This window comes from Pseudomonas sp. AC112, assembly GCF_979253545.1.
Window position 1 is genome coordinate 6,609,736 of sequence record NZ_CEEDCM010000001.1, and the last position, 22,991, is coordinate 6,632,726.

17 protein-coding genes are annotated in these 22,991 nt (G+C 63.2%); 13 read left to right on the forward strand and 4 right to left on the reverse strand.

Annotated features, from left to right (window positions below; genetic code table 11):
* Positions 1 to 87: 87 nt before the first annotated feature.
* The 13 genes from AC0IYN_RS30365 to AC0IYN_RS30425 all read left to right on the forward strand — a co-directional run bounded on the left by AC0IYN_RS30365 (position 88) and on the right by AC0IYN_RS30425 (position 18,448).
* Positions 88 to 2,571 carry a TonB-dependent siderophore receptor gene (locus tag AC0IYN_RS30365; RefSeq protein ID WP_471844701.1) on the forward strand — a complete coding sequence of 828 codons (2,484 nt, stop codon included), beginning with the start codon at positions 88 to 90 and terminating at the stop codon, positions 2,569 to 2,571.
* A 443-nt stretch (positions 2,572 to 3,014) separates the two neighbouring features.
* Complete coding sequence (locus AC0IYN_RS30370) at positions 3,015 to 4,454, forward strand: undecaprenyl-phosphate glucose phosphotransferase (RefSeq protein ID WP_406597920.1); 1,440 nt, start codon at positions 3,015 to 3,017, stop codon at positions 4,452 to 4,454.
* Positions 4,454 to 5,914, forward strand: a complete 1,461-nt coding sequence (locus tag AC0IYN_RS30375; RefSeq protein WP_099493852.1) for a mannose-1-phosphate guanylyltransferase/mannose-6-phosphate isomerase — start codon at positions 4,454 to 4,456, stop codon at positions 5,912 to 5,914. Before AC0IYN_RS30370 ends, AC0IYN_RS30375 begins: the two co-directional genes overlap by 1 nt.
* A 1-nt stretch (position 5,915) precedes the next feature.
* Positions 5,916 to 6,827 (forward strand): glycosyltransferase family 2 protein, encoded by a 912-nt coding sequence (locus tag AC0IYN_RS30380; protein WP_406597921.1) that lies wholly within the window; start codon positions 5,916 to 5,918, stop codon positions 6,825 to 6,827.
* Between the two features lie 29 nt (positions 6,828 to 6,856).
* Positions 6,857 to 7,633: a polysaccharide biosynthesis/export family protein gene (locus AC0IYN_RS30385; RefSeq protein ID WP_078047740.1), complete on the forward strand. Its 777-nt coding sequence runs from the start codon at positions 6,857 to 6,859 to the stop codon at positions 7,631 to 7,633.
* A gap of 15 nt (positions 7,634 to 7,648) precedes the next feature.
* Entirely contained in the window at positions 7,649 to 9,640 is a 1,992-nt protein-coding gene (locus AC0IYN_RS30390; protein WP_406597923.1) for a GumC family protein, read from the forward strand.
* Positions 9,640 to 10,830 (forward strand): glycosyltransferase, encoded by a 1,191-nt coding sequence (locus AC0IYN_RS30395; RefSeq protein WP_471844705.1) that lies wholly within the window; start codon positions 9,640 to 9,642, stop codon positions 10,828 to 10,830. Before AC0IYN_RS30390 ends, AC0IYN_RS30395 begins: the two co-directional genes overlap by 1 nt.
* Positions 10,820 to 12,148, forward strand: coding sequence for a GH39 family glycosyl hydrolase (locus AC0IYN_RS30400; RefSeq protein WP_457248625.1), 1,329 nt, complete (start codon positions 10,820 to 10,822; stop codon positions 12,146 to 12,148). The genes AC0IYN_RS30395 and AC0IYN_RS30400 overlap by 11 nt, the downstream gene beginning before the upstream one ends.
* Positions 12,149 to 12,156: 8 nt before the next feature.
* On the forward strand, positions 12,157 to 13,374 hold the full coding sequence (locus AC0IYN_RS30405; RefSeq protein WP_471844707.1) for a glycosyltransferase family 4 protein: 1,218 nt from the start codon (positions 12,157 to 12,159) through the stop codon (positions 13,372 to 13,374).
* Entirely contained in the window at positions 13,365 to 14,468 is a 1,104-nt protein-coding gene (locus AC0IYN_RS30410; RefSeq protein ID WP_471844709.1) for a glycosyltransferase family 4 protein, read from the forward strand. Before AC0IYN_RS30405 ends, AC0IYN_RS30410 begins: the two co-directional genes overlap by 10 nt.
* 2 nt (positions 14,469 to 14,470) lie before the next feature.
* Positions 14,471 to 15,898: an O-antigen ligase family protein gene (locus AC0IYN_RS30415; RefSeq protein WP_457239760.1), complete on the forward strand. Its 1,428-nt coding sequence runs from the start codon at positions 14,471 to 14,473 to the stop codon at positions 15,896 to 15,898.
* Entirely contained in the window at positions 15,898 to 17,307 is a 1,410-nt protein-coding gene (gene murJ / locus AC0IYN_RS30420) for a murein biosynthesis integral membrane protein MurJ (protein ID WP_471844711.1), read from the forward strand. Before AC0IYN_RS30415 ends, murJ begins: the two co-directional genes overlap by 1 nt.
* 85 nt (positions 17,308 to 17,392) lie before the next feature.
* Positions 17,393 to 18,448 (forward strand): acyltransferase family protein, encoded by a 1,056-nt coding sequence (locus AC0IYN_RS30425; RefSeq protein ID WP_471844713.1) that lies wholly within the window; start codon positions 17,393 to 17,395, stop codon positions 18,446 to 18,448.
* A 21-nt stretch (positions 18,449 to 18,469) separates the two neighbouring features.
* On the opposite strand, the gene AC0IYN_RS30430 is transcribed toward AC0IYN_RS30425, so the two are convergent.
* The 4 genes from AC0IYN_RS30430 to AC0IYN_RS30445 all read right to left on the reverse strand — a co-directional run.
* Complete coding sequence (locus AC0IYN_RS30430; protein ID WP_471844855.1) at positions 18,470 to 20,833, reverse strand: TonB-dependent siderophore receptor; 2,364 nt, start codon at positions 20,831 to 20,833, stop codon at positions 18,470 to 18,472.
* Between the two features lie 142 nt (positions 20,834 to 20,975).
* Complete coding sequence (locus tag AC0IYN_RS30435) at positions 20,976 to 21,935, reverse strand: FecR domain-containing protein (protein ID WP_471844715.1); 960 nt, start codon at positions 21,933 to 21,935, stop codon at positions 20,976 to 20,978.
* On the reverse strand, positions 21,932 to 22,447 hold the full coding sequence (locus AC0IYN_RS30440; protein WP_406597931.1) for a sigma-70 family RNA polymerase sigma factor: 516 nt from the start codon (positions 22,445 to 22,447) through the stop codon (positions 21,932 to 21,934). Before AC0IYN_RS30440 ends, AC0IYN_RS30435 begins: the two co-directional genes overlap by 4 nt.
* A gap of 112 nt (positions 22,448 to 22,559) precedes the next feature.
* Positions 22,560 to 22,991: DUF4174 domain-containing protein (locus AC0IYN_RS30445; protein WP_471844717.1), on the reverse strand; the 432-nt coding region annotated here is incomplete at its 5' end.

Here is a 22,991-nt window from a genome sequence, read left to right on the forward strand (position 1 = left end):
GGTGAATGCCGATTGCCGCTCGACCTGTAAGGAAAGGCCGATCAACAGGCCGGATCTGTCCACTTCCTTCAGGAGCATTCCGCGGTCATGCAAGCGTTCCCCTCCCCCCGTTCTCCCCTCAAGCGCGCGGTACAGGCTGCCTTGCTTGGCGTCTGCCTGAGCGGCGCCGCGCCACTGGCGGTGATGGCCGACACACCGGCCAGCGACACCCAGGCCCGCGACTGGACCATCGCGTCGGGCCCCCTGGCCAGTGCGTTGGACCAGTTCGCGCGCCAGGCCGGCATCAGCCTGTCGTACGATGCCACCAGCGTTGCCGGCAAGACCAGCCCGGGTTTGAGCGGCCGCTTCGACGCTCAGCAGGCACTCGAACAGTTGCTGCGCGGCCAGGGCCTGCAAGCCCAGCGCCAGAGCAACAGCACATGGCTGTTATTGCCGCAAGTGGCCGACAGCGGCTCGCTGAACCTGGGCGCCACCCTCATCAACGCTGAACGCCTGGGCGCCACCACCGACGGCACCGGTTCCTATACCACCGGCGCGGTCACCATCGGCAAGGGCGAACACAGCCTGCGGGAAACCCCGCAATCGGTCAGCGTGATGACCCGCCAATTCATGGACGACCAGAACGTCACCACCATCGATGACGTGATGGAACGCACACCCGGCATCACCACTTACGAGTCGCCCATGGGTGGCAAGTATTTCTATTCCCGCGGTTTCAAGATGCTCGGCCAGTACCAGTACGATGGCGTGCCCCTGGACATGGGCAAGGACTACGTCCAGGCCGACAGTTTCAGCGCGAACATGGCGATTTATGACCGCGTGGAAGTGCTCAAGGGCGCCGCCGGTATGCTCAAGGGGGCCGGCACCGCCAGCGGCGCGGTGAACTTCGTGCGCAAGCGGCCACAGGCCAAGCCCACCACCAGCCTGGCGTTGTCCGCCGGCACCTGGGACAACTACCGCGCCGACGTCGACACCGGCGGCCCGCTGAATGACAGCGGCACCCTGCGTGGACGCGCGGCCGTCAGCCAGCAGACGCGCGGCTCCTACATGGACATCGCCAAGCGCCAGGACCAGGCTTTCTATGGCGCGCTGGATTTCGACCTCACGCCCGACACCACCCTGGGCGTCGGTGCCAGCTATGAAGATGTCGACGCCACCCCGTGCTGGGGCGGCCTGCCGCGCTATGCCGATGGCAAAAGCGCCAACCTGAGCCGCTCGACCTGCCTGGGCCAATCCTGGAACGACTGGCAGAGCCGGCGCACCACGTTCTTCGCCGACGTCACCCACCACTTCAACGATGACTGGAAACTCAAGGTCGCGGCGGTCCACAGCCGCAACCTGCAAGACACCAAGTATGCCGCCAGCGAAGGCACCATCAACTATGGCAACCCGGCGCCCACGGCCAACTCCTATGCAGCGTTGATGGACTACGACCACAAGGACTTCGGCCTCGACGCCTACGTGGACGGCAAGTTCGAAGCCTTCGGCCTGCAACACGAACTGATCCTCGGCGCCAACGGCAGCCGTGGCACCCAGGACGACGTGTACGCGATCCAGAACCTGCCCAAGCGCCAGAGTATCTACCAACCCGACCACCACTTCCCGGAACCGGCCGACAACACCTTCTGGCCGAACATGTACCGTGGTGGCACGGTCAAGGAAACCGCCACGCAATACGGCACCTACGCCACCTTGCGCCTGCGCCTGGCCGAGCCCTTGATGTTTATCGTCGGCAGCCGTGTGAGCTGGTACGAAAACCGTCGCCAGTCCAACAACCTGGCTTGGGGCGAATGGGCTGTGCAGGACGCACGAACCAAGGAAACCGGCGAAGTCACGCCGTTTGCCGCACTGATCTACGACCTTGACGAGCACCTGTCGGTATACGCCAGCTACGCGGATATCTTCCAACCGCAAAGCTCCTACGCCACCGTCGATGGCGCGGCGCTCAAGCCCAAGATCGGTGACAACTACGAACTGGGGATCAAGGGTGAATGGTTCGACGGGCGCCTCAACAGCTCCCTGGCATTGTTCCGCGCCATCGAGAAAAACGGCGCTGAATCCGACTACACCACGATGTGCCCGACCTCCGCCGATGGCTATTGCTACACCGACACGGGCAAGGTGCGCGCCCAAGGTGTGGAGACCGAAATCAGCGGCGAATTGCTCGAACGCCTGCAGCTTTTCGGCGGCTACACTTACACTCAGACCAAGTCCCTGAAAAACATCGACAGCAAGGTCGAAGGCGGCTCATCCAACACCTACGTGCCTCGGCATATGCTGCGCTTGTGGGGTGACTACCAGCTTGACGGTGCGCTGTCGAAATGGAGCGTCGGTGCCGGGGTCAATGCCCAGAGCAGCAACTACCGCGTGCAGACCATCAAGCTGGAACAGGCCGGTTACGCGACCTGGAGCACTCGCGTGGCATACCGCATCGACGACACTTGGACGGTCGCGCTCAACGGCAACAATTTGTTCGACAAAAGCTATTACAACACGGTCGGCACCGCCTCTTGGGGCAACTTCTACGGTGAACCACGCAATTTCACCGTTAGTTTGAAAGGCAACTTCTGATCCGGCGAAAGCCCCGGTGGCAGGGCACTAAGTGCGCCCTGCCACACCCTCTTTGTCCCCCTTTCCTACCTCGCCGCAAAAAAGGTTTTTCCTTTAAGCAGGAAAAATCTCACATTTGTTCCTACACTCAAAAACACAGCCAATGACCGAGTGTCCGGACAAGGAATGTCAATAAAATGCCGCAAAAAAGACTGATTAACCTGTCTAGCATGCCGCCTCCGCACCATCGTCAATTAGTTGACTGAACACCCAAAGGGAACACTCCTTAAGTCACTACACCCGCGAAATCCACTCAAATGGATAACTGCATTTGGATTGTGCATTTGTATTGGAAAGTTGCGTATTACCCAGCGTAGTCGTTCGACCCGTGTTCTAAGCAACCTTCTGCTTAATTGAACAAACACTCGAACACTGATGCCTGGAGTGCAATGAGGGATGTTTGTATGCGAGAAAAGTCGTCCGTCGACAGTCTGTTTCTAACGCGCGCCGGTTTTGTTGAGTTCTTTGTTGTTTTCGTCAAATTGATCCATGGCCTCACCGCCATTTTGCCCCCACTGGTCCTGGTGCTCTTCCTGGACCCGATGGACCCTGAACTGCGCGCCCACTTCCTGGGCCTGCTGGTTTTTTTCGCGGTCCTGACCATCATTCTGTTCCAGGCCCTGGGTATCTATTCCGAGGAATTGTTCAGCAACCGCCTGCGCCTGAAAACCAAGATCAAGGCCTGGACGGCGGCCTTTTGCATCCTGCTGTTCATGTACCAGATCCTGCAGTTCTTCCCGCAATTGACCCCGCGCAACCTGGCGGTGTGGTACGTCGCAAGCCTGGGGCTGTTTTGCCTGGAGCGCCTGGTGATGCTGCGCCTGTACAGCCGGCTGATGCGCGCCGGCAAATACCTGCAACGCACCGTGATCCTGGGCTTTACCGACACCGCCGTGCACGTCGCCGATCACTTGCAACGCAACGGTGACATCCGCTCCGGCCTGATCGGCTTCATCGATGACCGCACCGAGCGCATTCCCAAGGAACTGAGCAGCCTGCCCCTGCTGGGCAACACCCGTGACTTGGAAAAGCTGATCCGCGCCGAGCAGGTCAACCAGGTGATGATCTGCCTGCCCTGGGCCGCCGAACAGCGCATCCATGGGCTGGTCAACCGCCTGCGGCAGTTGTCGGTGAACGTCATGCTGGTGCCAGACATGGCGGCCCTGCGCTACGGCCACAGCAAGATCACCGATGTGGGCGGCATCCTGATGTTCAACACCTCGCAATTGCCACTGCGCGGCTGGTCGCCGGTGATCAAGCGCTGCGAGGACTTCCTGCTCGCCAGCCTGGCGCTGGTGTGCCTGTCGCCAGTGATGGTGGCGACGGCGATCGCGATCAAGCTCGACTCCAAGGGGCCGGTGCTGTTTCGCCAGAACCGTTATGGCTACAACGACAACGAAATCCGCGTGTTCAAGTTCCGCTCCATGTACACCGACCAGAGCGACTTCACCGCCGAACGCCAGACCACCCGCGCAGACCCGCGCATCACCCGCGTGGGCCGCATCATCCGCAAGACCAGCATTGACGAGCTGCCGCAACTGTTCAACGTGCTGCTGGGCAACATGTCCATGGTCGGCCCACGTCCGCATGCCACCGCGACCAAGGCGGCGGGCATTCCCTTCGAGGTGGCGGTGAGCGAATACAGCTCGCGGCACCGGGTAAAACCGGGCATCACCGGTTGGGCGCAGATCAACGGTTACCGGGGTGAAACCGACACCCTGTTCAAGATCCAGAAACGTGTCGAGTACGACCTGGAGTACATCTCCAAGTGGTCGGTGTGGTTTGACTTGTACATCGTCTTCATGACGGTCCCGGCCGTCCTTTCCACCAAGGAAGTCTATTGATGAACACACTCAACGGATTAATTCCCTGCATCATTTCCGGTGGGTCGGGCACGCGGCTGTGGCCGGTGTCCCGGCAGAACATGCCGAAGCCGTTCATGCGCATGCGTGATGGCCAGAGCCTGCTGCAGAAAACCTTCCAACGCGCCGCCAAACTGCCCGGCGTAGAAAGCGTGCTGACGGTGACCAACCGCGACCTGCTGTTCCGCACCCTGGATGACTACCGCCTGGTCAACAAGGCCCACCTGCCGCTGGACCTGCTGCTCGAACCGTTCGGCCGCAATACGGCGGCGGCGATTGCCGTGGCGGCGCTGCATGTGCAGGAACACTTCGGCGGTGAGGCGCAGTTGCTGGTGATGCCTGCCGATCATTTGATCCTCAATGAAGTGGCGTTCGCCGAGGCCGTGACCCAGGCCCGCGACCTGGCCGAAGCCGGCTACCTGGTGACCTTTGGCATCCAGCCCGACCACCCGGAAACCGGCTTTGGCTATATCGAACAAGGTGAGCCGCTGGGCACAGGCAACCGGGTCAAACGCTTTGTGGAAAAACCCGACCTGGCCACTGCCCAGGGTTACCTGGATGGCGGCAAGCACCTGTGGAACGCCGGCATGTTCTGCTTCAAGGCCAGCACCCTGGTGGACGAACTCGCCGCCCATGCGCCCGATGTACTGGAAGCCGCCCGCGCCGCGCTGGAACACAGCCAGAGCCTGCAAAACAAAACCTCACGCCAGCGCGAGCTGGACGCCGAAGCGTTCGGCAGCGCGCCGGATGTGTCCATCGATGTGGCGCTGATGGAGAAGTCCAAGCAAGTCGCGGTGGTGCCCTGCGACATCGGCTGGAGCGACATCGGTTCGTGGGAGGCCCTGCGCCAGCTCACGCCGAGTGACGCCCATGGCAACCAGGTCAACGGCGAAGCGATCTTGCATGACGTGCACAACTGCTACATCGACTCGCCCAAGCGCGTCCTCGGCGCCGTGGGCGTGCGCGACCTGATCATCGTCGACACCCCCGACGCCCTGCTGATCGCCGACGCCCACCGCAGCCAGGACGTGCGCTACATCGTCGCCGAGCTCAAGCGCCAGAATCACCCGGCGTACAGCCTGCACCGCACGGTCACCCGGCCGTGGGGCACCTACACCGTGCTGGAAGAAAGCAGCCGCTTCAAGATCAAGCGCATCGTGGTCAAGCCCCAGGCCTCGCTGTCACTGCAGATGCACCACCACCGCAGCGAACACTGGGTGGTGGTCAGCGGTGCGGCGCAAATTACTAATGGCGAGCGCGAATTCCTGATCAACGCCAACGAGTCCACTTACATCCCGGCCGGGCACAAACACCGGCTGACCAACCCCGGCATCATCGACCTGGTGATGATCGAGGTGCAGAGCGGCGAATACCTGGGCGAAGACGATATTGTGCGCTTCGATGACATCTACGGGCGCGCCCCCGCAGAAGTGAAAAAATGACATGCGCACCTCACTGATCATCCCGACCCGTAACGCATCCAGCCACTTGGCCCGCCTGCTGCCGGCGCTGAAGATGCAAACCCTCCAACCCGACGAAACGCTGGTGGTAGACAGCGCCTCCAGCGATGACACCGTGGCGCGCTTTCGCGCGTTCGGGGCACGGGTGGAGGTGATCGACGCGCGCGACTTCAACCACGGCGGCACCCGGCGCTGGGCCAGCGAACAAGTGGGCGGCGACGCACTGATCGTGATGACCCAGGACGCGATCCCCGCCACCCCGGAAACCTTCGCCAACCTGCTCGCCGAATTGCAGCAGGACCCGCTCAACGGCGTGGCCTATGGGCGCCAACTGCCGCACCCCGACGCCGGTGTGCTGGGTGCGCAATCGCGGCACTTCAATTACCCGGAGCAGAGCCGCAGCAAGAGCCTGGCCGATGCACCGGAACTGGGGATCAAGACCTGTTTCAGTTCCGACTCGTTTTCCGTCTACCGGCGCAGCGTGCTGCAGGCGGTGGGCGGTTTCCCGGCCGACGTGATCGGCAGCGAAGACGCCTATGTGGCCGCCCGCATGCTGCTCGAAGGCTACAAAGTGCGCTACGCCGCCTCGGCGCTGGTGCATCACTCCCACGATTACAAACTCATGGATGAGTTTCACCGCTACTTCGACATCGGCGTGTTCTATGGCCGCGAGCCGTGGATCCGGCAGGCCTTTGGCGACGCGGGGGGCGAAGGCAAGCGCTATGTGCTGGCCGAGCTCGCTGCGTTGCGCAAGGCCGGCGCCTTGCACCGTGTCCCCGAAGTACTGGTGCGCAGTGCGTTCAAACTGCTCGGCTACCGGCTGGGCCATCTGGAGCGCCGCCTCCCCCTCGCCCTCAAGCGGCGCATCAGCATGTTTCCCGGTTATTGGAGGTGAGCATCATGACCTACAGGAAGTCCCCCTTGATGAAACGAACCCTGCTCGTCGTGGCCATGATGGCCCTGGCCGCCTGCAACACGCCGGCACGCATCGTGCCGCCGGACAGCGACACCGTCGAGGCCGGCAAGCGCGCCCTCGACCAGCTTGCCCAACTGCCGCCGGCGGTGGAACGCATCCGCATCGGCGACCAGTTGCGCATCGTGCGCGATGCCGGTGAGATGCCGACGCTGTCGGCGTTCAACGTCAGCACCATCTACGAGCTGACGCTGTACACCGTGCAAACCGACGGCAAGATCAACTACCCCTTCCTGGGGCCGATCCAGGTCGCCGGGCGCCAGCCTTCGGAGTTGGCCAACGAGCTGACCAGCAAGCTCGCCCCGGTGTACCGCGAGCCCCGCGTGACGGTAAACATCAACCAGGCGCCGGGCAGTTCAATCATTGTCGGCGGCGCGGTGAACAACCCGACGGCGGTGCAGATCGCCACGGCCAACACCCTGGAACAAGCGATTATCGGTGCCGGCGGGGTCAGCCCGGCGGGCAATGCCAGCATGGTCGCCCTGCTGCGCGAGGACGCCCAGGGCGCGTATCGCGCGTATTTCCTGGACTTCAGCCAACTGCTCAAGACCGGCCCGAATGGGCGCAAACCCGTGCACCTGCAACGTGGCGATGTGGTGTTCGTGCCCAAGTCCAACGTGGGCGAGCGGATCCAAGGGGTGGACACCTACATGAACCAGCTGATTCCGTTCACCAAGTCCATTGGGGTTGGCTACAACTACACCCGAACCAGCGGCGGCAACAACTAAAGGAGCGACATCCCAATGATCGAGATCCGTTCTTTTCGTGATCTTCTGCGCTTGTTCTTCATCTTCCGGCACGAGTTCAAACTGGCGGCGATTGCCGCGCTGGTGATCATCCTGCTGGGGGCGTTCCTGCTGCCGGCCAAGTACGAGTCCACCGCGCGCCTGCTGGTCAAGCCGGGGCGTGATTCGACCCTGCCCATCGAGATCAGCAACCGCCAGGCGCTGGTAATGCCCAGCACCCAGCGTGACCCGATTGTCGACGAAGAGCGTTTGCTCACCGGTCGCCCCATCGTGCGCGCCGTGGCCGAGCATTACCTGGAAGTGATCGACAGCGCACCGCCACCGGAAGGTTTCTGGAAGCGCACCAAGTACTACGTCAAGAGCGGCGTGGGTGCGATATTCGACGGCATCCGCGTGGTGCTGGAAACCGTCGGCGTGGTGGAAAAAACCACCCCGGTGGAACGCCTGGCCGCCAGCCTGGAAAAGAACTTTGAGGTGAGCCACGCCGCAGGTTCGACGGTGATGGACATCAGCTTCAAGTGGGGCGACCCGGAGATCGCCCAGGCGGTGGTCAAGGATTGGGTCGAGACTTACATCAACGAACGCACCCAGGCACTGGGGCGCAAGAGCCTGTACGCCTTTTATGAAGGCCAGGCGGCCAACAGCGCCACCGAGATCAAGAGCTACAAGCAGCAGATCCTCACCCACTTGAATGAGATCGGTGCGGCGAGCATCACCGACCGTTTGGAAGACCTGTCCGAGCGCATCAACGTGCTGCGCGGCGAGACCTTCAACACCACGCGCCTGATCGCCTCGTCCGACAGCGCCATCCAAAGCACGCGCACACAGCTCAAGGGCCAGCCCAAGGAAGTCACCACAGTGCGCCAGATCGCACTGAACCCGCAGCAGCAGGACTTGCGTCGCCTGCTCAACCAGAAGCTGCTGGAAAAGGCCGATATGATGCGCACCTACACCGACAACGCGCCGCCGGTCAAAGCCCTGGATGCCTCGATCCGTGCGATGCAGGTCCAGGTCGCCAACGAGAGCAATACGGTACAAGCCTCGGAGAACCGTGCGCCGAACACCCTGGAAATCCACTTGCAGCGCGTGCTGCTGGACGAAACCAGCAACAACCAGGCCCTGCGTACCCAGCTGGTTGAGCAGCAAAAACAACTGCTGAACCTTGAGGCGCAACGCAAGCAAGCCCTGGAGATCGAACCGGAACTGGCACGCCTCTCCCGCGAGCTGAACACCACCGAGCGCAACTACGCGCTGTATGTGGACAACCTGGAAAAATCGCGCATCGACCGCGAGCTGGACAACAGCCAGATCAGCAACATTGCCGTGATCGAAGAAGCCACCCTGAACCCAGGCCGCATCTTCCCGAAAACCCTGGTGATGCTGATCCTGGCGATCCCGTTTGCGATCGTCGTCGGCTTGCTGGTGATCTACCTGTGCTACCTGCTCGACCAGCGCATTCACGATGGCGGCCTGGTGGAACGCAAGTTCGGCCTGCCGCTGTGGACCACCCTGCCGGAGCTGGACACCACCACCGCGCAAAGCACCAACGCGTTCAACGCGAGCATCTACCGGTTGTACAGCCTGCTGCAGCCCGACCGCATTGCCGAACAGGGCCTGGTGCTGGGGCTGACCTCGGCGCGTCACGGCGAAGGGGTGACCTTCGTGGTCGAGCAACTGCGCCAACTGCTGCGTGAGAATGGCGTCAATGTGCGAGTCGGTGGGCTGGAGGAAGCGGCGCCGGGCGAGGTGGTGCTGCTGGACGCCTCGGCCCTGCTGGACAACCGCGAAGCCTTTATCACCCTGCGCCGCGCCGACCTGATCGGGCTGGTGGTGGAAGCGCGCAAAAGTACCGTGCCGGTGGTCGAGCATGCGCTGTCGATCCTCAACACCGCGTTCGGCAAGGTCGATGGCATCATCATCAACCGTCGCAAGTTCGAAGTGCCGGGCAAAGTGCTGCAGACCATCGGTAAATACCGGGGGGCGTTCTGATGCGCATCGCCTTGCTCGCCCCCTTGCCGCCGGAGAAAAACGGGATCGCCGACTACGCGAACCATTTCCGCACGGCCTTGGAACACCTGGGTGTGACGGTGCTGACGCCGTTGGCCGGTGTGGCGGGCAATTCTGAGGCGATCCAGCAAGCCATCGCCGGCTTCGATTGGCAAACCGTCGACCTGGTGCACGCCGAGCTGGGCGGCGGGCGGCTGGGGGAATTCCTGGCCTTGCGTGAACTGCGCAAGGCTTACCCCCAGTTGCCATTGACGGCCACCGTGCACGACCCGGAGCGCATCGTGTGGCGGCGCGAGCACCTGCCGTTTCCGCTGAACCTGCTGGAGCGCCTGCCCAGCCCGTTGCCCCAGGCAGCCGTGGTGCTGGCCGACCCTCTGACCTTGCGCGAGGAACGCCAGGTCGCCAAGGGACTGACCCGGCTGGTGACCCTCACCCGCCTGGGCGCCGACTGCCTGAGCCAGCGCATGCAATTGCCCGCCGGCAAGGTGGCGGTGATCAACCACGCCAACCTGGCCATCGCACCGGCCCCGTTGCCGTCGCTCGACACCCTGCACCTGCTGTATTTCGGTTTTATCTACCGGGGCAAAGGCATCGAAGACCTGGTGCAGGCCCTGGCGCAAGTGTTCAAGCAAGCCCCCGAATTGCGCGGCCGCGTGCGCCTGACCCTGGCCGGTGGCACGGCCGCGGAAATGGCGTTTGGCGCGGGCGGTAACTACCTGGAGCAGTTGAACGCGCAGATCGCCGCGCTGGGCCTGAGCGACGCCATCGACTGGCGATTGAACCTGCCGGCCGATGACATCGCCCAGACCATCCAGGCCCACCATGTGATGGTGCTGCCCTACCGCGAATCGAAAAAACTTGGCCTGCTGGGGCGCCAGCGCGGCACCAGTGGTGCGTTGTCCTGGGCCACTGCCTGCGGGCGCGGCGCGATCACTTCCGATGCGCGCGCGTTTGCCGAGGAAGTCGCCAGCGGCAACGGCGCCATCTACCCCGAGGGCGATGTAGCAGCACTGGGTGAACAGCTCTTGCACCTTGCGCGCACGCCGCTGCTGGCCCGGGACTGGGCCGAGCGCGCCGGGGAGATTGGCCGCGAACGTGTGTGGCCGGTGACGGCGCAAAAATTCAAGCAGCTCTTCGAGCACGCTATTGCAGGGTCGACCTATGGCGCGTAAACCCACCTTCTTCGCGACCCTTGCCGTGGTCGCAGCCCTGGGACTGACGGCGTTCCTGTGGGGGCGCCAGGCGGATGCCGAAAGCCATGTGCTCAAGGGCAGCAAGGAGGTGGTGTGGAAGGATTTCCTGGGGGTGAATGCGCAGTTCCTGTGGTTCAGCCCCGAGCGCTACCAGAAGCAGATTGACCGCCTCAAGGCCCTCGGCCTGGAGTGGGTGCGCCTGGATCTGCATTGGGATCAGCTGGAAACCGCCCAGGACCAATACAGGCTCGCCACCCTCGATGAGCTGGTGGGCAAGCTGCAGCAGAACCAGATCAAGTCGGTGTTCTACCTGGTGGGGTCGGCGCGCTTTATCAGCAGCGCCCCGCCGCTGTCGTTATACCCGGACCAGTACCCGCCGAAAGACCCCAACGTGTTCGCCAACCGCATGGCCTTGCTTTCGCAGCGCTACCCCAGCGTGGATGCCTGGCAAGTCTGGAACGAGCCGAACTTGCTGGGCTTCTGGCGCCCGGCGGCAGACCCGGCAGGCTACGCCACCCTGCTCACCGCCACCGCCCAGGCACTGCGGGCGGTGAACCCGAGCAAACCGGTGGTGGCCGCCGGCATGGCGTTCTTCAGCGAAATGCCCAATGGCCAGACCATGTTCGACGCCCTGGGTGCGCTGGGCGTGGCCAGCCTGAACACGGTGGTGTCCTATCACCCCTACACCCAATTGCCCGAAGGCAACGACCCGGCCAACCTGGACTTCATCGCCAAGACCACCCAGCTCAACCAGGCCCTGCGCAATGGCGGCGTGAACACCCTGTGGAGCACCGAGTGGGGCTGGTCAACCTACAAGGGCCCCAAGGACGCCCAGGACATCATCACTCTGCAGGCACAGGCCGATTACGTCGTTCGCCGCCTGGCGCTGATGAGCGCGATGGACTTCGACAGGATCTTCTTGTTTACCTTGAGCGACCTCGACCAGCGCGCCAGCGTCCGTGACCGGTCCTACGGCTTGCTGGACATCGACACCAACCCCAAGCCCGTCTACACCGCACTGAAGAACTTCCTCGACGTCAGCGGGCCGAAGCTCACGCCGGGCGATCCGCCGGTTGCCGACCAGTTGCCCGACGGCCTGTTCAGCATCGGCTGGACCCGCGCCGATGGCCGCAAGCTGTGGTTCTTCTGGTCAGCCCAGGGAGGCAACGCCCATTTGCCAGGCCTGGCCAGCGCCACCCTGTACGACCCGCTGCGCGGCACCCAAACCCCGGTGAGCGGCACCAGTGGCCTGACCTTGCCGGTCAAGTCGAACCTGCAAATTCTGTTATGGGATTGAGGCCTGCGATGCGCATTTTATGGATCCTGCCCTACTCACCCTGGCCCGCCACCAGCGGCGGCAAGACGCGACAGTTCCACCTGTTGCGCAGCCTGGCCGCACGTGGGCACCGGATCACTCTGCTGCTGCATGACAAGCACCCCGTGTCACTCACTGACCGCCAGGTGCTGGAGGCGTTTCTCGAACAACTGATCATCCTGCCGCGCCGCCCCTTGCGCAGCGTGAAGACCCTGGTGGCCGGGCTGTTCGCGCCCTACCCGCTGCTGGCCAGCGTGAACGGTTTGTCGGGCGCCTTGCAGGACCGGTTCAACCAACTGCTCAACGAGCATTGGGATGTGGTGCAGATCGAGCACACCTACACCTTCCAGCCTTACGAAGATGCACTGGCGCGCAAGTCCCAGCCGTTTGTGCTGACCGAGCACAACGTCGAATCAGCCCTGGGCGCGGCGACTTACGACCGCCTGCCGGGCTGGTCGTTGCCGTTCATTCGTTATGACCAATGGCGCTACACGCGCTGGGAACGACGCGTGATGCGCCAGGCCACGCAGGTAGTGGCGGTGACCGACAGCGACGCGCAAACCCTGGAAAAAATCGCCGGCAAACCGGTGTCGGTGGTGGTCAACGGCGTGGACTGCGATCACTTCGCCGCCGCCCGCCCCGACCCGTCGACACGCCGCGTGTTGTTCCTGGGCAACTATGAATACGCGCCCAACGTGGACGCCATCGAATGGGCGCTGGATGAAATCCTGCCCAAGGTCTGGGAACGTTGCCCTGACGCGCGCATGAGCGTGTGTGGCTTCGGCATGCCCGACAGTTGGCGTGAACGCTGGCAGGACCCGCGCATCGAGTGGCAAGGTTTTGTGCCCAACCTGCTGAACCTGCAATCGAGTTGCTCGGTGTTCCTGGCGCCGCTGCGCCATGGCGGCGGTTCCAAGCTCAAGGTGCTTGAAGCGCTGGCCGCGGGCTTGCCGCTGGCGAGCACCGAGCAAGGCGTCTCGGGGTTGGACCTGGTGGAAGGCCTGGACTACCTCGGCGGGCAAACCGCCGCGAGCCTGGCGGACGCCGTGGTGCGCCTGCTGCAATTTCCCGATGCCGCCGCGCCCATGGGTGAAGCCGGCCGCGCCTATGTGCGTCGCGCCCATGACTGGAGCGTCTCCGCCAGCCAATTGGAACAGGTGTACGCCGCGCTTGCGCCGTTGAATCAAAAGGAGCCCGTATGCGCGTAGGCCTGGATTACCGCACCGTCGGCACCTCGCCGCAATCGGGCATCAGCCGCCAGGTGTACGCGCTGGAAAGCGCCCTGCACAGCCTGCCGGGCATTGAGCTGGAGCGCTTTACCGTGGCGCCCCTGGGCGATGAGACCCGCTTGCGAGCTCACTGCCCCACCTGGGGCTGCGCCAAGACGGCCATGCACCAACCGCAGAATCGCCTGCGCTTCGAGGCGGGCTTTCTGCCGCGCGCCTTGCGCGAGCAGCATATCGACCTGTACATCAGCACCTTCAACATGGGCCTGCCGTTGCCGCCCAAACCGAAGGGGCTGCGCACCGTGGTGCTGTTGCACGACCTGTTCCAGATCACCCTCGATAACTATCACGCCAACCGCTTGAAGGCGTTGATCTACAAGACCAGCGATCGCCTGTCGATTGCCTACGCGGTGCACAGTGCCGACCGGGTGTGGACGCCATCGCAGTACAGCGCCGATGAAACCGCGCGGTTGTTCCCCAAGGCCGCGGGCAAGATTCGCGTGCTGCCCAACCAGGTCGATGGTTTTTTCGAACTGGCGGCGGACCTCAGCGCGCGCCAACTGCCCGCACGCTATTGGCTGCTGGTGGGCACCCGTGAGCTGCGCAAGAACGTGCCGTTCCTGGTGGACGCGTGGCAACAGGCGCGGCGCCAGTCCCCCGGCGTGCCGGAATTGGTACTGGTGGGCAGCCTCGATCATTTGCCCGAAGCCCAGCGTACGCTGCCGGGCATTCGCGCGCTGAGCGGCGTCTCGGATGCCGAATTGCATGCGCTGTACCGCCAGGCCTCACGCCTGTGGCAACCTTCGTATGCCGAGGGTTTCGGCCTGCCGGTGATCGAGGCCTTGAGCGTCGGCACCCCGGTGGCGGTGGCCAGTGGCACGTCGCTGGATGAAATCACCCCGCCGTCGGCACCGCGTTTTTCGCCCACCGATGGCCCGGCGCTCACACAATTGATGGTCAACCTTGGCGAGCGGGCCGATGAAGAATCGCCCGAGCAACGCCGCCAATGGGCGGAACGCTTCAACCATCATGCCTATCGCCGGCGCCTGGCCGAACTGATCGAGGAGCTGAAGTGAAAGTGAACCTGCCCGGCCTCTTCGCGATTTTCTTCGGCCTGCTGTTTGGTGCTGTCGCCCTGCTGCTGTCTCCGGCCAAGGCGTTCCTTGCCGTGATCGGCCTGGCCGGGGCGGTGACTGTCCTGCGCTTTCCGTTCTGGGGCCTGTTGCTGTTTGCCTTGGTCGCCACGTTCATGCCGTACTCCACGGTCAACCTGGGCATTCGCAGCACCGTCAGCGAAGCAATCCTGGCGCTGACCTGGGGCGCGGTGCTGTGGCACAACTTCCTGGCACGCCTGCCCGATACGCCCAGCCTCACACGCCGGCCCACCGACCAAATGCTGCTGTGGCTGATGCTGTTCAGCGTGTTCCCGTTCATCGTCGGCCAGGTCACCATCCACGCCGACACCAGCGGCGTGGCCAACTGGTTGCGCTGGTTGCTGAGCCTGTCGTCGGTGTTCCTCTGCGCCAAATTGCTGGTGGACCACAAGCACCGCGAATCCCTGGTGATCGCCCTGCTGCTGGGCAGCCTGGCCATGCTGGTACTGTCGATTGCGGTGTTCGTGCGCACACGCTCCGGGGCCGGCATTGCGCCCATCCTGGCGTTGTTCAACTACGGCAACTTCGACATGTTGAAATTCGGCCTGGAGGCCATGTCTTCGCGCATGGGCTCACCGTGGATGCACCCGAATGCCATCGGCGGGATCATGGCGTTGCTGTTGCCCCTGGCGTTCTGCTTCGGCATGACCGAGCAAGGCTGGAAACGCGCATTGGGCCTGGGCGTGGCCTGCCTGGGTGCAGCCGCGTTGCTGTTGGCCAGTAGCCGTGGCGCGATGGTCAGCCTGGCGCTGGTGCTGCTGTGGATGGCCACACGCCGGGTGCCGTACACCGGGCGCCTGCTGATGATCGGCGCGGCACTGACGGTGGCGCTGGTGATCGCGTATCCGCCGTTGCAGGAACGCCTGGCGACGATTTTTTCCTCAAGCAACGCCAGTACCGAAGTGCGTTTCGACGAGTACCGCATGTTCCCGCAGGCGGTGGTGTCGTATCCGTTCGGCATCGGCTTCAAGGTCGACCCGCCGGTGCCGGGCACCGATTTGTTGGGCATCTCCAACCTGTGGCTGAACTTCATCTACAAGACCGGCATCGTTGGCATGCTGTTCTTTGTGGCGGTGACCGTGCGCTGGTGGCGTGAAGCGCGCCCGGACAGCGGCCCGATCCGCCTGACCAAGGACAATGCGCTGTGGCTGGGCACCACCGCTGGGATTCTCTCGGCGCTGGTCAGCGGCCTGTTCGACCACTATTTCAGCTTTGCGGTGGTGATGGTCGCGCTGTTCTGGCTGATGGTCGGCATCAATGTGCTGGAAGCCCGGCGACTGTTTCCGGCACGCCTGCCGCAGGTGAAAAACGTGACCCTGTCCAAACCCGTGCTTGATGGCGCGCAACCCTGATGCTGGGCTCTGCCGTCTGGCTGACGCTGGCGACGCTGCTCGGCCTGTGCCTGGGCTTTGCCCGTGAATGGCTGTTGGTGGCGGCCTGGGGCGCGGGCGAGCGCAGCGATGCGTTCTTGATCGCACTGTTTTTGCCCGAAGCGTTGCGCATGTCCTTGGCCGGCGGCGTGCTGAGCGCCGCTGCGTTGCCGCTGTACCTGGCGCGCAAGGACGACGAGCGATTGGGCTGGTTGGCGGTGCTGTTTCCGGCGTTGCTGCTGATCGCACTGGTCACCAGCCTGCTGCTGACACTGTTGGCGCCGTGGCTGGTGCAACTGCTCGGGCCGGGCTTGGCAGCCAGTGCCACGGCGCTCGCCAGCAGTAACTTGCAGGTGGTCGCCTGGTGCGTGCCGGGCTTGATGCTGCATGCGCTGTTCAGTATTCCGTTGCAGGCCAGCGAGCGTTTTGTGCTGGCGGGCCTGGGTTCGTTGCTGTTCAACCTGCCGCCGGTCACCTACCTTGCCCTCGCCGGCACCGCGACGCAGCCACACGCGCTGGCCCTGGCCTGCCTGGCTGGCAGCCTGTTGATGCCATTGGCGCTGTTGCCGTCGATGTGGCGCCAGGGCTGGCGGCCGTGGCATTGGCAACTGTCGTCGGCGCCGCTACGGGAATTGGGCCAGCGCATCGGCCCACTGTTGCTGAGCAACGGCGCCAGCCAGGGCCTGGCGCTGATCGAAAGGCTGGTGGCGTCGCTGCTGGGTGAAGGCGCGGTGACTTGGGTCAACCTGGCGCGCAAGCTGATTAACCTGCCGCTGATTGCACTGATGAGCCTCAACCAAGTGTTGCTGGGCATGATGAGCCGCCGCCAGGGCGATGAGCGCCTGGCCCTGCTCAAGCGCGGTCTGGAAACCGCCAGCGTGCTGACCCTGCCCGCCGGCGTCGGCCTGGTGGCAGCGGCACCGAGCCTGGTGGCGCTGCTGCTGCCCAAGCAATCGCTGGACTCACCCCTACCGCTGCTGCTGGCCTGGTTTGCCGTACCGCTGGTGTTCGGGGCCTGGAACGCCTTGCTTGCACGGTATGCCTACGCCGCCGGCGACACGCGCCAGCCACTGCGCTGCGAGCTGCTCGGCAGCCTGGTCAATGTGCTGCTGCTCGGCGTAACGCCGTTTGTGTTCGGCCTGGCCGGTATTCCATTGGCGGCGTTGGCCGGTGTGATCTGCACCGCGTTGTTGTTAATGCAGCGCCAAGCCCTGCTCGACGCCTTGCCCTGGGCCCGGCATTGGCTGCTCAGTGCTGGGCTGATGAGCGCGGCGGCGCTGGCGTTGTTTCGGATTGAAGGCGTGTGGCTGCAACTGGGGTTGAGCACCCTGGCCGGCGCGGTGGTGTTGCTGGGCATGGCGCTGTGGTTGAAGCCGTGGCGCAAGGCATGACTTAGCTGCGCATTCTCGATGACGATTTTCGCTGGCAAGCCAGCTCCTAAAAAGGGCGGTGGTTTTTTTAGAGGGAGGTGATCAGGTGAAACATCGTTGGATTCAAATGGACATTGCCAAGGGCATTGGCATCCTGGTGATCGTGTTCGCCCACAGTTGGTTCGTCGCCACATCGCCGGACCTGCTGTACCCGGTGCTGGCGTCATTCATCCTGCCGCTGTTCTTCTTTTTGTCAGGAGTGTTCTTCAAGCCTGAGCAGCCCTTCGTGGAGATGGCGGTGCGCAAGGCCGACGGCCTGCTCAAGCCGTTTTTCTTCACCATGCTTATCTACGTGATCGTGCGCAGCCTCCTGCGGGGCCAGCCGCTGCTGCCAGACGTCGGTGGCGTGCTGTATGCCTCGGTGGACACCATCCCATGGCAGGCGCTGTGGTTTCTGCCGCACTTCTGGGTGGCGATCCTTTTCAGTTGGCTGATGCTGCGGGTGATCCAGCGCCTGAAGCTGTCGCTGTTGCTGAGCGGCGCACTGGTCACGCTGCAATTGATCGTGGGCGTGTGGATGCTGTCATGGTTCTGGCAACTGCCGGTCACGCTGGGCGGGCACACCTGGGTCCTGCCGGGCCTGCCGTTCAGCCTGGATATCACGCTGATCAGCAGCACCTACTTCATTGTCGGCTACCTGCTGCGCGACTGGCTGCGCACCCACTCCGGCTCCTGGCTGACGCTGGTGATCTCCATCGCGCTGTTTATCGCGGTATTCACCTTCACCTGGGACACCATGGACCTGGCGCAGCGCCGCTACGACCATTGGTTCTGGACCACCCTGCCCGCCGTGATCGGCGTCTACGCCTGCTGGGCGCTGGCAAAGGTGCTGATGGTCTCGGCCTGGGTCACGCGGGCTATGACCTACATCGGCCAGAACACCTTGATCCTGCTGATCTTCCATGGGGAAATCCAGCACAAGACCTTCGACCTGATGGAGCGCCTGGGGCTGCACGCGTTTGTCGCGGCCTGCATTGGATTTGTGGTGGCGGTGGTGGTGCCGTTGTTGATCGGGGAAGTGATCAAGCGCGTGGCGTTCCTGCGGTTTTTCTACTTTCCGTTTCCGGTGCGCAAGGCACCTGTCGCAAAAACGGCGCCTTGAGGGCGCCGTTCAATCATTGCGTCAGAAATCGTATTTGACACTGGTCATCAGGTTTCGAGGCGCTCCGTACATGCCGTGGTTGCCGGCGTAGCTGAAGTACTCGCGATCGAACAGGTTATTGAGGTTGACCGAGGCGCTCAGCTTGGACGTCAGGTCATAGCGCACCAGCAAGTTAGTGATGGCGTAGCTGCCCTGGCTGAAGGTGTGCAGGTCTTCGCCGACCTTGCTCTGCCAGTTCACTCCGCCGCCCACGGTGAGCTTGTTGAACGCGCCGGGCAAGCGGTAGGAAGTGAAGGTCTTCAGGCTCTGGCGCGGCAACGTCGTGACGATGCGTTTGTCGTCGGCATCGGTGCTCACCGCATAGGCATAGCCAGCGGAGGCTTGCCAGCCTTCAGCCAGTTCGCCGTTGAGCTCCAACTCCACGCCTTCGGTGGTGGTGCCTTGCTCGTTGCGATAGGTGTTGCCGCCCGGGGTGTCGATCCAGATGGCCAGGTTGTCCTGCTCCAGCTTGAACAGCGCCAGGCTGGTGTTCAGCCGCTCGTCGAAGAAGCTGCCTTTGAGGCCGACCTCATACCCTTTGCCCTCCATCGGCGGCAGCGCCTTGTTATTGATGTCGCGCACCCAACTGGCCTGGGGATTGAAGATCTTGGTGTAGCTGGCGTAGGCCGACCAGTTGTCGGTGAGGTCATATACCACGCCGGCGTAAGGGATGTAGACGCCGGTTTCCGATTCGTCAGTGCGGGTCGCCGTGCCGCCGTAGGGTCGATCTTCGGTCTCGCGCTTCCAGTCGATCACTCGGCTGCCGAGGATCACGCTCAAGTCATCGGTCACTCGCAGTCGCGTGCTCAAGTAAGCAGCATATTGGCTCTCATCCACCGAGGATTTACCGGCGACATTGAACGCGGGCTTGACCGACTGGCCATCCCAATTGAACAGGTTGTCGATGGCACCGGCCGGCGAGCCGGAATAGTCGTAATGCCAGCCGCCGTAACTCGGCACGCTTTCATTGTATTTGGACAAGGTGACGCCCGCGATCAGCTCGTGCTCACGCCCGAGCAGTTCAAAGGGGCCGGTGGCGTAGAGGTCGATGTTGTCCTGGCGCGGCGTACCGGAGAAACGCACCGGCAATTGATTGGTACCACTGCCGTCCGCGTTGAGCGAACCGTTGACGTAGTTGAAGACTTCATCAAACTGGTTTTCAGTGTGGGTGAATTCGGCCTTGGCGCTCCAGCCGCTGTCGAACGTCTGCTCAATGGCGGTGAAAAAGCTCGTCTGCTCATGATCGTTGTAGGACCACGCCGGCGCAGTGTTCAGCGAGCGGCTGAGGTTACTGCGGGAACCGTCGGTAAAGCGTGTGGGCAAACCGGAACGCGCCGGCGAATCGACGTCGGTGCGCAGGTAGCTGAAGCCCAGTGTCAGCAGCGTGTCTTCGCTGAGGTCGAACTCGGTGATGCCATAGAGCAGCTGCGTTTCCTGCTTGTAGCGATCGATCCAGGCGTGTTCGGTCTTGTAGTCTGCGACCAGGCGCCCGCGCACATTGCCCGTTTCAGTCAGCGGGCCGGAGACGTCCAGGCCGGTGCCATAGCGGTCCCAGGTGCCGCCTTCCGCCGTGACGCTGGCGCGCGCCTCGGCCGTCGGGCGCTTGCGAATCAAGTTGATGGTCGCCGCCGGGTTGCCCATGCCGCTGATAAGGCCGGTGGCGCCGCGTACGATTTCAACGCGGTCATACATGGCCATGCTCTGGGTGTAGTTGTCCATGCGTGTGGCGGTGGGCACGCCGTCGATTTCGAAGTTCTGGATCTGGAAGCCGCGCGAGAAATAACCGTCACTCTCCGCCCCCAGGCCATCGCGCAACACGATGATGCCGGGAGTGGCATCGAGGGTGTCACTGAGATTGGTGAGACGTTGGTCATCCAGGCGCTGGCGGGTCATTACGGTGAGCGACTGCGGGGTTTCCCGAGGCGTCAGGTTCAGGCGCGTCGAACTGCTGGAGGACTGCGTGGTGTAAGAGCCAGTGCCCTCGGTGGTCGAGCCGGGTGCCTTGCCCGAAATGGACACGGTGCCCAGCTGCAATGCGCCATCGCTCGGGCGCGGCGCCAGTGAGTAAGTGTTGCTGCTGCCATGCAGGGCTTGCAGGTTGCTGGCACTGAGCAGGATCGCCAGGCCGGTATCCAGGTCATGCCGCCCGCGCAGGCCTGGGCTGGTCTGGCCGTCGGTGAGCGCGGCTGGGTAGGACAGCAGGATCTGGCTGGCCTGGCCGAACTGGTTGAGCGCCTCCGCCAGCGAACCTGGCGGGATGTCGAATTCCACTTGCGGTGCTGCGTGCACCCAGGCCGACGCCAGCAACAGCGGCGTGACCACAGTGACGCGGGCAATGCCCTGCATGACGGCAAGGGCCAATGATGTCTTCAAGCGTATGTTTTTCTTCGGTGTGCGCGGCTGCATGCCCTATTCCCCAGTGAAGGTAGTGTCTGGGGATATAAGTCTCGTGAGATTCGCAAACGGACCACCCAAGCGCGAAATAAATTTACACAAGCTTCTGGCGCGGCTTGAGGGCGACCCAGAAACGGGTGAAATGCTGCACGTCCAGCTTCAGGGTTTGCGCCAGCGCGGCGAGAATCCGGTCGGTGTCGGACAGCGGATAGGTGCCGGATACGCGCAAGCCGCGCACGGCGGGATCACACGCCAGGCGCCCGCGACGGTAGCGGCTCAGCTCTTCGAGGAAGTCCTCCAGGCGCATGCCCTGAGCGACGATCATTCCACGGCTCCACGCCAGTTCACCGTCCCGTTGCGGGCGCCGGGCGAGCAAGGTGTGGGCATCAAAACTGATGAGTTCGCCCGCCTGCAGCACCAGGCTGCGCGACGGGATCTGTGCCGACAGCGCGCCCTGGTCTGCGCCCAATTGGGTAAAGCCATCGCGCTGGCGCACACTGAAGCGACCACTGACCGCACGGGTCAGGCCTTCGGCGGTTTTCACCCACAGCGGGCGGATATCCGTGAGGTTGGGGTCCACCAGGATTTCACCACGCAGCACATGGATCTGGCGTACATCCGCGGTGTATTTGACGTCGATGGCGGTGTCGGTATTGAGCTGCACTTGGGTGTTGTCCGCCAAACCGATGCGCCGCTGCTCGCCGACGGTGGTGCTGAAGTCGCTGGTCCAGTGTTGCAGCAGCTCCGCGTCTTTGATGCTCCAGGCGGCGGTGCCTGACGCCAGCAACACGGCAAGGTGCTTGACGACCTGGCGACGGGACAACGCCGGCAACAGCGTCGCGCGGGCCAAGGCTTGATGGGTCGGTGTGCGCACATCCTGCAAACGCTGGAAAAATCGCTGGGTATGTTGCCAGGCCTGTTCATGGGCCGGGTCCTGCTCACGCCAGCGCTGCCATTCGGCGCGGGTCTGCTCGCTGACGTCCGGCACCTGCAGCTCCAGTTGCCAGTGCATCGCTTGCTCGGCGACCTCGATCGATAACGGCACCGGATTCATGACCGCTGGCTGTCCAGCAGGATGCATTGCGCACCCGCCTTGACGATGTAGCGTTTGACCGTGGTGATGCTGGTACCGAGGCGCTCGGCGATCTCGCCGTGGCTCAGGCCATCGAGCTGCGACCACAGGAACGCCTGGCGCACGGGCAAGGCCAGGCGGCTGAGCACTTCATCGAGGGCCATCAGGGTTTCGAGGAGGATCCACTGGGTTTCAGCGTTGGGCGCGGCGTCTTCCGGCAACAGGGCCAAGGCCTGCAAGTAGGCTTTTTCCAGTTTCTGCCGACGGAAGTGGTTGGACAGCACGCTTTGCGCCACTTTCGCCAGGAAGCTGCGCGGCGCCTGGATTTCGAGGGGCTGGTTCTTCGCCAGCAGGCGCAGAAAGGTGTCCTGGGCCAGGTCGGCGGCGCTCTGTGGGCAGTTCAAGCGACGCCACAGCCATTGCTGCAACCAACGGTGTTGCTGGCGGTACAAGGTGGCCAGTTCAGTGGGGCTTACCGCAGGAGTCGAAGACATGAAGGCCGCGCGCGAAGAATAAGGCGTAAATGATAACGGTTATCATATTCTTCGCAGAGCTGTTACTGCAAGTTTCTGCTACGGGAGCCGGCTGCCCGGCTCCCGTACAGGGTCAGTCATCCAATGGTTGCGGCGCTGCATGCTTGGCGGGCTTGCCAGGTTTGGCGCCAGCCTTGGCACCGGGTTTCTCCGCCGGTGCGGTAGCGGGTTCAGGCTCGGCCGGTGCGGCCGTTTCTTTCTCGGCCATTGGCATCTGGTCAATGGCGCTGAAAAACGCCTTGAGGTCGAGGGTATCCGGTGGCACGGTCTTCTCGAGTTTCTTCTCGCCGTCCTTGCCCACCAGGATCACTTTGGTACCGCTGCCGGCACCCAGCTTGAGGGCACGGATCAGCGCGTTGGTTTCTGGCGGCGTGAGCTTTTTGCTGTCCTTGGGGTCCTTGGCGAACTTCTCGCCTTCGGCTCCGATGCTGCCGAACTTCACGGTGTAGAACACCATGCTGCGTTCTTCAAAGGACTGCTTGGTCGCAGGCTCGTCCAACTGTTT

Coding starts and splice junctions, on each gene's coding strand:
- AC0IYN_RS30365 (WP_471844701.1), top strand. CDS start 88: ATGCAAGCGTTCCCCTCCCCCCGTTCTCCCCTCAAGCGCGCGGTACAG.
- AC0IYN_RS30370 (WP_406597920.1), top strand. CDS start 3,015: ATGCGAGAAAAGTCGTCCGTCGACAGTCTGTTTCTAACGCGCGCCGGT.
- AC0IYN_RS30375 (WP_099493852.1), top strand. CDS start 4,454: ATGAACACACTCAACGGATTAATTCCCTGCATCATTTCCGGTGGGTCG.
- AC0IYN_RS30380 (WP_406597921.1), top strand. CDS start 5,916: ATGCGCACCTCACTGATCATCCCGACCCGTAACGCATCCAGCCACTTG.
- AC0IYN_RS30385 (WP_078047740.1), top strand. CDS start 6,857: ATGAAACGAACCCTGCTCGTCGTGGCCATGATGGCCCTGGCCGCCTGC.
- AC0IYN_RS30390 (WP_406597923.1), top strand. CDS start 7,649: ATGATCGAGATCCGTTCTTTTCGTGATCTTCTGCGCTTGTTCTTCATC.
- AC0IYN_RS30395 (WP_471844705.1), top strand. CDS start 9,640: ATGCGCATCGCCTTGCTCGCCCCCTTGCCGCCGGAGAAAAACGGGATC.
- AC0IYN_RS30400 (WP_457248625.1), top strand. CDS start 10,820: ATGGCGCGTAAACCCACCTTCTTCGCGACCCTTGCCGTGGTCGCAGCC.
- AC0IYN_RS30405 (WP_471844707.1), top strand. CDS start 12,157: ATGCGCATTTTATGGATCCTGCCCTACTCACCCTGGCCCGCCACCAGC.
- AC0IYN_RS30410 (WP_471844709.1), top strand. CDS start 13,365: ATGCGCGTAGGCCTGGATTACCGCACCGTCGGCACCTCGCCGCAATCG.
- murJ (WP_471844711.1), top strand. CDS start 15,898: ATGCTGGGCTCTGCCGTCTGGCTGACGCTGGCGACGCTGCTCGGCCTG.
- AC0IYN_RS30430 (WP_471844855.1), bottom strand. CDS start 20,833: ATGCAGGGCATTGCCCGCGTCACTGTGGTCACGCCGCTGTTGCTGGCG.
- AC0IYN_RS30435 (WP_471844715.1), bottom strand. CDS start 21,935: ATGAATCCGGTGCCGTTATCGATCGAGGTCGCCGAGCAAGCGATGCAC.
- AC0IYN_RS30440 (WP_406597931.1), bottom strand. CDS start 22,447: ATGTCTTCGACTCCTGCGGTAAGCCCCACTGAACTGGCCACCTTGTAC.